10 protein-coding genes are annotated in these 8,568 nt (G+C 60.8%); 9 read left to right on the top strand and 1 reads right to left on the bottom strand.

From position 1 onward, the window contains the following. From eno to ispD, 3 genes are all read left to right on the top strand, one after another. A partial coding sequence (gene eno / locus ACIP8I_RS24690) for a phosphopyruvate hydratase (protein ID WP_400764509.1) occupies positions 1–1,219 on the top strand: 1,219 nt, incomplete at its 5' end. A 171-nt stretch (positions 1,220–1,390) separates the two neighbouring features. Continuing rightward, positions 1,391–1,669, top strand: a complete 279-nt coding sequence (gene ftsB / locus ACIP8I_RS24685; RefSeq protein WP_007964293.1) for a cell division protein FtsB — start codon at positions 1,391–1,393, stop codon at positions 1,667–1,669. Next, positions 1,666–2,373 carry a 2-C-methyl-D-erythritol 4-phosphate cytidylyltransferase gene (gene ispD / locus ACIP8I_RS24680; protein ID WP_400764508.1) on the top strand — a complete coding sequence of 236 codons (708 nt, stop codon included), beginning with the start codon at positions 1,666–1,668 and terminating at the stop codon, positions 2,371–2,373. Before ftsB ends, ispD begins: the two co-directional genes overlap by 4 nt. A gap of 143 nt (positions 2,374–2,516) precedes the next feature. Here the strand turns inward: ispD and ACIP8I_RS24675 are convergent, their stop codons facing one another. Beyond that, positions 2,517–3,413, bottom strand: coding sequence for a LysR substrate-binding domain-containing protein (locus ACIP8I_RS24675; protein ID WP_400764507.1), 897 nt, complete (start codon positions 3,411–3,413; stop codon positions 2,517–2,519). 116 nt (positions 3,414–3,529) lie between these two features. On the opposite strand from ACIP8I_RS24675, the gene ACIP8I_RS24670 reads away from it, so the two are divergent. The 6 genes from ACIP8I_RS24670 (at position 3,530) to ACIP8I_RS24645 (ending at position 8,539) form a co-directional block, all read left to right on the top strand. Continuing rightward, on the top strand, positions 3,530–4,642 hold the full coding sequence (locus tag ACIP8I_RS24670; protein ID WP_400764506.1) for an S-(hydroxymethyl)glutathione dehydrogenase/class III alcohol dehydrogenase: 1,113 nt from the start codon (positions 3,530–3,532) through the stop codon (positions 4,640–4,642). A gap of 65 nt (positions 4,643–4,707) precedes the next feature. Beyond that, positions 4,708–5,553 (top strand): S-formylglutathione hydrolase, encoded by an 846-nt coding sequence (gene fghA, locus ACIP8I_RS24665; RefSeq protein ID WP_400764505.1) that lies wholly within the window; start codon positions 4,708–4,710, stop codon positions 5,551–5,553. Between the two features lie 43 nt (positions 5,554–5,596). Beyond that, positions 5,597–6,070 carry a 2-C-methyl-D-erythritol 2,4-cyclodiphosphate synthase gene (gene ispF / locus ACIP8I_RS24660; RefSeq protein ID WP_027611044.1) on the top strand — a complete coding sequence of 158 codons (474 nt, stop codon included), beginning with the start codon at positions 5,597–5,599 and terminating at the stop codon, positions 6,068–6,070. Next, positions 6,067–7,125 (top strand): tRNA pseudouridine(13) synthase TruD, encoded by a 1,059-nt coding sequence (gene truD, locus ACIP8I_RS24655; protein ID WP_007964301.1) that lies wholly within the window; start codon positions 6,067–6,069, stop codon positions 7,123–7,125. The genes ispF and truD overlap by 4 nt, the downstream gene beginning before the upstream one ends. Continuing rightward, positions 7,113–7,862: a 5'/3'-nucleotidase SurE gene (gene surE, locus ACIP8I_RS24650; RefSeq protein WP_047601272.1), complete on the top strand. Its 750-nt coding sequence runs from the start codon at positions 7,113–7,115 to the stop codon at positions 7,860–7,862. The genes truD and surE overlap by 13 nt, the downstream gene beginning before the upstream one ends. 41 nt (positions 7,863–7,903) lie before the next feature. Further along, positions 7,904–8,539 (top strand): protein-L-isoaspartate(D-aspartate) O-methyltransferase, encoded by a 636-nt coding sequence (locus ACIP8I_RS24645; RefSeq protein WP_400764511.1) that lies wholly within the window; start codon positions 7,904–7,906, stop codon positions 8,537–8,539. The last annotated feature ends 29 nt before the right edge of the window (positions 8,540–8,568 follow it).

Raw genomic sequence — 8,568 nt, 5'->3', positions numbered from 1 at the left:
CGTGCTTCTCGACAACGGCATCATCGGCAGCGCCTGCGCGCCGTCCGGTGCATCCACTGGCTCGCGTGAAGCGCTCGAGCTGCGTGATGGCGACAAGAGCCGTTATCTGGGCAAAGGTGTGCTCAAGGCGGTAGCCAACATCAACGGTCCGATCCGCGATCTGCTGCTGGGCACTGACCCAAGCGACCAGAAAGCCCTCGACCACGCGATGATCAAGCTCGACGGTACCGAAAACAAGGCAACTCTGGGCGCCAACGCCATCCTCGCCGTATCCCTGGCTGCGGCCAAGGCGGCTGCGCAGGACCAGGACCTGCCACTGTACGCACACATCGCCAACCTGAACGGCACTCCGGGTGTGTACTCGATGCCGGTGCCGATGATGAACATCATCAACGGTGGCGAGCACGCCGATAACAACGTCGACATCCAGGAATTCATGGTGCAGCCGGTTGGCGCCAAGACCTTCTCGGAAGGTCTGCGCATGGGCACCGAGATTTTCCACCACCTCAAAGCCGTGCTGAAGGCCCGTGGCCTGAGCACCGCCGTTGGCGACGAAGGCGGTTTCGCACCGAACCTGGCGTCCAACGAAGACGCGCTGAAAGTCATCTCCGAAGCCGTGGCCAACGCCGGTTACAAGCTGGGCACCGACGTGACCCTGGCGCTGGACTGCGCAGCCAGCGAGTTCTTCGAGGACGGCAAGTACAACCTGTCCGGCGAAGGCCAGGTGTTCACCGCTGAAGGTTTCGCCGATTATCTGAAAGGCCTGACCGAACGTTATCCGATCATCTCGATCGAAGACGGTCTGGACGAGTCCGACTGGGCCGGCTGGAAGATCCTCACCGACAAGATCGGCGAGAAGACCCAACTGGTTGGCGACGACCTGTTCGTGACCAACACCAAGATCCTGAAAGAAGGCATCGATAAAAAGATCGCCAACTCGATCCTGATCAAGTTCAACCAGATCGGCACCCTGACCGAAACCCTGGAAGCCATCCAGATGGCCAAGGCTGCCGGTTACACCGCGGTGATCTCGCACCGTTCGGGCGAAACCGAAGATTCGACCATTGCCGACTTGGCCGTGGGCACCTCGGCTGGCCAGATCAAGACCGGTTCGCTGTGCCGTTCCGACCGCGTTTCCAAGTACAACCAACTGCTGCGTATCGAAGAGCAGTTGAATGGCAAGGCCAAGTACAACGGTCGCAGCGAGTTTCGCGGCTGAGCAGTAAATGATAGAAAGACACCGGATTGTGTCGGAAAAGTCGTGACAGCGATGGATTTGCCACTAATCTGATGCCTTATATGCACAAGCCTGGATCTTCCAGGCTTCGTGCTATCAGACGTTTCAAAGTTTTCGCGTGGCTGTCTTTTTTCACTGGATACCTGATATTCGATGCGCAGTCCTTACTGGTTGTTTCTCGTTTTGCTCTTGCTGCTGGCCGGTCTGCAGTACCGCCTGTGGGTGGGCAATGGCAGTCTGGCGCAGGTCGCCGAGCTGAAGCAGCAGATTGCTGATCAGCACGCCGAGAACGAAGGCCTGCTGGAGCGCAATCGGGTGATGGACGCTGAAGTCAGCGAGTTGAAAAAAGGCATGGAGACCGTTGAAGAGCGGGCTCGCCACGAGCTGGGCATGGTCAAGGACGGTGAAACCCTTTACCAGCTCGCGCAATGATCGATTCCCTGCCGGCCTTCTGGGCCGTGATTCCTGCCGCGGGCGTCGGTGCCCGAATGGCCGCGGACCGTCCCAAGCAATACCTGCAACTGGGCGGGCGCACAATTCTCGAACACAGCCTCGGCTGTTTCCTTGATCACCCACGCCTCAAAGGGCTGGTGGTCAGTCTTGCTGTTGATGATCCTTATTGGCCGAACCTGGCCTGCGCCAGCGACTCGCGGATTCAGCGGGTCGAGGGCGGCGCGGAGCGTTCCGGGTCGGTGCTCAACGCCTTGCTGCATCTGCACGCGCAAGGTGCCGACGATGAGGACTGGGTGCTGGTACACGATGCGGCGCGGCCTAACCTGAGTCGCGATGATCTCGACAAGTTGCTGGCGGAACTGGCGGATGACCCGGTAGGCGGCTTGCTGGCAGTGCCGGCCCGCGACACCCTGAAGCGGGTCGACAAGCAGGGTCGGGTGCTCGAAACCGTGGATCGCAGCGTGATCTGGCAAGCCTATACGCCGCAGATGTTCCGCCTCGGTGCTTTGCATCGGGCGTTGGCGGACAGTCTGGTGGCCGATGCGCTGATTACCGACGAAGCCTCGGCGATGGAGTGGGCCGGTCTGGCGCCGCGCCTGATCGAAGGGCGCGCGGACAACCTCAAGGTCACCCGGCCGGAGGATCTGGAGTGGTTGCGTCAGCGTTGGGCTAACCGTCGCTGAGTGCTGTATTGCCTGTTCTGCCGCCTTCGCGAGCAAGCTCGCTCCCACATTTGATTCGCGCCTGACACCCAATCTGCATCCACTGCAGATCCCCTGTGGGAGCGAGCTTGCTCGCGAAGACGGCTGCTCAGGCACCGCATAACTCAGCCCCGATACTCCGGCCGCTCGGCCAACCCTTCCTTCAAAAAATCCACCAGCTTGCGCACCTTCGGCGACAAATGTCGCTGCTGCGGATACAACGCCCACACCGCCGTATTCGGCGGCTGATGCGCCTCCAGCAGCGAAATCAGCGCACCACTGTGCAAATGCTCCAGCACGTAATAGTCCGGCAACTGGCACAGCCCGACCCCTTGCAGCGCTGCATCCAGCACCGCCTGCCCACTGTTGCAGCGCCAGTTTCCCTGCACACGCTGGGAAAATTCCCGCCCGTTCTGCTCCAGTTGCCACAGATCCGAACTGCCGATCAGGCAATTGTGACGGCTCAGTTCCGACAAGCTGTGTGGGCGTCCGTACCGTTCCAGGTAGGACGGAGACGCGCACAGGTACATCCGACGCGGCGCCAGGCGGGTGGCGACCAACCGAGAATCCTGCAGGCGACCCAGACGGATCGCCAGATCCAACCCTTCATGCACCAGATCAAGTTGGCGGTTACTCAGCTCGATGTCGACGCGCAGTTGCGGGTATTGCCCCATGAAGCGCGTCACCAGCGGCACGATAAACCGCTCGCCATAGGCTACGGCGCAGGTCATGCGCAGCATGCCTTTCGGTTCACTGGTCAGGTCGCCGACCGCGCGCAGGGCTTCTTCGCGACCGTCTTGCAAGCGCTGGCAATGCTGCAGAAAGGTCTGTCCGGCTTCGGTCAGGGTCACACGACGGGTGCTGCGGTAGAGCAGGCGTGTCTGCAATCGATCCTCCAGCCGTACGATTTGTCGACTGATGTGTGAGGAAGAAACCCCAAGGCGTTCGGCCGCAGCGGTGAATTGGCTGCATTCGGCGACGGCGACGAACTCGTCGATACCTTCCCAGCGGTTTTCGGACATTTGATTATCCCTGTACAGCAATAATATTTTGCATTTGTCCGGATTATTAATCAGATGGTGCTGAACTACACTGCCGGTCTGGTTTTTTTATTCAATGGATTCACTGGAGAGTCAGCATGATCAAGTCGCGCGCCGCCGTTGCCTTCGAGGCCAAGAAGCCGCTGGAAATCGTAGAAGTCGATGTGGCCATGCCCAAGGCCGGTGAAGTGTTGCTGCGCGTGGTGGCTTCCGGGGTTTGCCACACTGACGCCTACACCCTGTCCGGCGCGGATCCGGAAGGCATCTTCCCGTCGATCCTTGGCCATGAAGGTGGCGCGATTGTCGAAGCCATCGGCGAAGGCGTGACCTCGGTTGCCGTTGGCGACCACGTGATTCCGCTGTACACCCCGGAATGCGGCCAGTGCAAATTCTGCAAATCGGGCAAGACCAACCTGTGCCAGGCGATTCGTGCGACTCAGGGCAAAGGCCTGATGCCGGACGGCACTTCGCGGTTTTCCTACAAAGGCGAGACGATTTTCCACTACATGGGGACGTCGACCTTCTCCGAGTACACCGTACTGCCGGAAATCTCCGTGGCGAAAATCGCCAAGGATGCGCCGCTGGAAAAGGTCTGCCTGCTCGGTTGCGGCGTGACCACCGGTATCGGTGCGGTGATCAACACCGCCAAGGTCAAGCCGGGTGACACCGTGGCGATCTTCGGTCTGGGTGGCATCGGTCTGTCGGCCGTCATTGGTGCGGTGAAGGCCAAGGCCGCACGCATCATCGCCATCGACATCAACCCGGCCAAGTTCGAGATCGCCAAGCAGTTGGGCGCCACCGATTGCGTCAACCCGAAAGACTTCGATCGTCCGATCCAGGAAGTGATCGTCGACATGACTGACGGCGGCGTCGAATTCTCCTTCGAATGCATCGGCAATGTGCAATTGATGCGCGCGGCGCTGGAATGCTGCCACAAGGGCTGGGGCGAATCGGTGATCATCGGTGTCGCCGGTGCCGGTCAGGAAATCTCCACCCGTCCGTTCCAGTTGGTGACCGGTCGCGTCTGGCGTGGTTCGGCATTCGGCGGCGTGCGTGGCCGTACCGAGCTGCCAAGCTACGTCGACATGGCGCAGAGCGGCGAGATTCCGCTGGATACGTTCATCACTCACACCATGGGTCTGGAAGATATCAACAAGGCATTCGACCTGATGCACGAAGGCAAGAGCATCCGTACCGTCATTCATTTCTGATCAATCGCGACGCCACGGCGACAGACCTTGAAGGGGTGTCGCCTGGGCCGCGTAGGAGTCTTTACATGAGTCTGGAAAACATCTCCTGTCAGAAAAGTTTCGGCGGCTGGCACAAGCGTTATCGCCACCATTCCGATGTGCTCGGCTGCGACATGGTGTTCGCCGTGTACCTGCCGCCGCAAGCGGAGCAGGGCGGCAAGCTGCCGGTGTTGTACTGGCTGTCCGGCCTGACCTGCACCGACGAGAACTTCATGCAGAAGGCCGGGGCGATGCGCATGGCGGCCGAGCTCGGTCTGATCATCGTTGCACCGGACACCAGCCCGCGTGGCCCGGATGTGCCGGGTGATCCGGATGGCGCCTGGGATTTCGGTCTCGGTGCCGGGTTCTACCTCAATGCCACTCAGGAACCTTGGTCGCGCCACTATCGGATGCATGACTATGTCGTGCAGGAATTGCCTGCACTGGTTGAAGCGTATTTCCCGGCGTCGGACAAACGCAGTATCAGCGGCCATTCCATGGGCGGTCACGGTGCGCTGATCTGTGCGCTGCGCAATCCGGGGCGTTACCGGTCGGTGTCAGCGTTTTCGCCGATCAACAATCCAATGGATTGCCCGTGGGGGCAGAAAGCGTTCTCCCGATACCTGGGCGAAGATCGCTCCAAGTGGAAAGAATGGGATGCCTGCGCGCTGATCGCGGAAGCCGACGAGAAACTGCCGTTGCTGGTCGATCAGGGGGATCGCGACGATTTCCTCGAAAACCAGCTCAAGCCCGAAGCTCTGCAACAAGCGGCAAAACAAGCGGGTCATCCGCTGACGCTGCGCCTGCAACCGGGCTACGACCACAGCTATTTCTTCATCTCAAGCTTCATTGACGACCACTTGCAGCATCACGCACGCGCCCTGCGCGGTTAATGCAGGTAGAATCACGCCCTGACAAAAATCGGGGCGTTTTTTTATGCGTATTGGCCACGGCTACGATGTTCACCGTTTCGCTGAAGGCGATTTCATTACTCTGGGCGGCGTGCGTATTGCACACGGCTTCGGGCTGCTCGCTCATTCCGACGGTGACGTCCTGCTGCATGCCTTGAGCGATGCCTTGCTCGGCGCGGCCGCGCTGGGCGATATCGGCAAGCACTTTCCGGACACCGACCCGCAATTCAAGGGCGCCGACAGCCGTGTCCTGCTGCGGCATGTGGTCGCGCTGATCCACGCCAAGGGTTGGAAAGTCGGCAACGTCGACAACACCATCGTCGCTCAGGCACCGAAAATGGCCCCGCATATCGAAGCGATGCGCGCGTTGATCGCCGCCGATCTGCAAGTTGAACTGGATCAAGTGAACGTGAAAGCTACTACCACCGAAAAGCTCGGCTTTGTCGGTCGCGAAGAAGGCATCGCCGTGCATTCCGTTGCCTTGTTGCTGCGCGCATGAACGAACTGCAATTGCTTGGCCCGCGGGCCTATGGCGAACCACTCGGCACTGCGGTTCTGAAAGCCATCGCCGAAGATTTTCAGGTCGATGAAGTGCTCGACATCCCGTTCAGCGGCGATGGTGAGCACCTGTGGATCTGGGTCGAAAAACGTGGCCTGAACACCGAAGAAGCAGCGCGCCGAATTGCCAAGGCCGCCGGCGTGCCGTTGCGCACCGTCAGTTATGCCGGGCTCAAGGATCGTCAGGCGTTGACCCGTCAGTGGTTCAGCGTGCAACTGCCGGGCAAGGCTGATCCGGATCTGTCGGCGGCGGAAAACGACACGCTGAAGATCCTTAAAACCACGCGGCACAAGCGCAAGCTGCAACGCGGCGCGCATTCGGCGAACGGCTTCACCTTACGCCTGACCCAGTTTGCCGGCGACAAGGATGCGATCGAGCAGCGTCTGCAACTGATCGCCAGGCAAGGCATTCCCAATTATTTCGGCGCCCAGCGCTTCGGCCATGACGGCGGCAACGTCGTTGATGCGCGTACCTGGGCGGCGCGCAAGGCATTGCCCGAGCAGCGCAATGTGCGTTCGCGGCTGCTGTCGACGGCGCGCAGTTTTCTGTTCAATCAGGTACTGGCCGCCCGGGTGGCCGATGGCACTTGGCAGCAGGCACAGGTCGGCGACCTGTTGGCGTTTACCGACAGCCGCAGTTTCTTCCCGGCCGGGGTTGCCGAATGCAGCGATCCGCGCCTGGCGATTCTCGACCTGCACCCGACCGGTCCGCAGTGGGGCGAAGGTGACTCACCGGCCGCCGGCGCTGTCCATGATCTGGAGCAGGGGATTGCCGAGCGTGAGGCGGATCTGCGCGATTGGTTGATCAATGCCGGAATGAGCCACGAACGTCGCATCCTGCGGCTGCCCATTGGCGGGTTGTCGTGGCATTATCCCCAGCCTGACATTCTGCAACTGGAATTCGTCCTCCCGGCCGGATGCTTCGCCACCGTATTGGTGCGCGAACTCGTTGATCTGGTGCCGGTGGGGCAGACGGACAGCCCATGCGTATTCTGATTTCTAACGACGATGGGGTAACCGCACCCGGTCTCGCCGCGCTTTATGCTGCGCTGGCGGATTACACCGAGTGCGTGGTTATCGCCCCGGAGCAGGACAAAAGCGGCGCCAGCAGTTCGCTGACGCTCGACCGTCCGTTGCACCCGCAATACCTGGCCAACGGTTTCATCAGCCTCAACGGTACGCCGACCGACTGTGTGCACCTGGGCCTCAACGGCCTGCTGGAGCGCGAGCCGGACATGGTGGTTTCCGGGATCAACCTCGGTGCCAATCTGGGCGATGACGTGCTGTATTCCGGCACCGTGGCGGCTGCCCTCGAAGGGCGCTTTCTCGAGCGCCCTTCGTTTGCGTTCTCGCTGTGCTCACGACAGGTGGACAACCTGGCGACAGCCGCACATTTCGCGCGCAAACTGGTCGAAGCCCACGCCGGGCTGGACCTGCCGCCGCGCACGGTGCTGAACGTGAACATTCCCAATCTGCCGATCGATCATATTCGTGGCATTCAACTGACCCGTCTGGGCCATCGCGCCCGGGCCGCGGCGCCGATGAAAGTAGTCGACCCGCGTGGCAAGGCCGGCTACTGGATTGCCGCTGCCGGCGACGCCGAAGATGGCGGCCCGGGCACTGACTTTCATGCGGTGATGCAGGGGTATGTGTCGATCACGCCGTTGCAGCTCGATCGCACTTTCAATGATGCCTTCAGAAGTCTCGACGGCTGGCTGGAGGAACTGCGCTGATGGCTCGTGAACACGAAGACCGACTGCGCAGCGGCATCGGCATGACGTCGCAGCGCACCCGTGAACGTCTGATCCAGCGTTTATATGAAGAAGGCCTGTCCAACGCCAAGGTGCTGGAAGTGATCCGCCGTACGCCGCGTCATCTGTTTGTCGATGAGGCACTGGCGCACCGCGCCTACGAAGACACCGCACTGCCGATCGGCCACAACCAGACCATCTCCCAGCCTTATATGGTGGCGCGCATGAGCGAGCTGCTGCTGGAAGCGGGGCCGCTGGACAAGGTGCTGGAGATCGGTACCGGTTCGGGTTATCAGACGGCCGTGCTGTCGCAACTGGTCGAGCGGGTATTTTCGGTCGAACGCATCAAGGTCCTGCAGGATCGGGCCAAGGAACGCCTGGTCGAACTCAACCTGCGCAACGTGGTGTTCCGCTGGGGTGATGGCTGGGAAGGCTGGCCGGTGCTGGCGCCTTACAACGGTATCATCGTCACCGCAGTCGCGACCGACGTGCCGCAGGCCTTGCTCGATCAACTGGCACCGGGTGGGCGGATGGTGATTCCGGTCGGCTCGGGGGAAGTGCAGCAACTGATGTTGATCGTGCGTGAAGAACACGGCTTTTCCCGTCACGTATTGGGAGCTGTGCGCTTCGTGCCATTGCTCAATGGCCCGCTGGCCTGAGCATTTGTTTGCGGGCGCTGAATTCCTTG

The sequence above is a fragment of the Pseudomonas sp. NPDC088414 genome (genome assembly GCF_044753325.1).
In the GTDB taxonomy this organism is placed as follows: Bacteria; Pseudomonadota; Gammaproteobacteria; order Pseudomonadales; family Pseudomonadaceae; genus Aquipseudomonas.
Note: the sequence above shows the minus strand (reverse complement) of the source record. Positions and strands in the feature narration are given on the sequence as shown.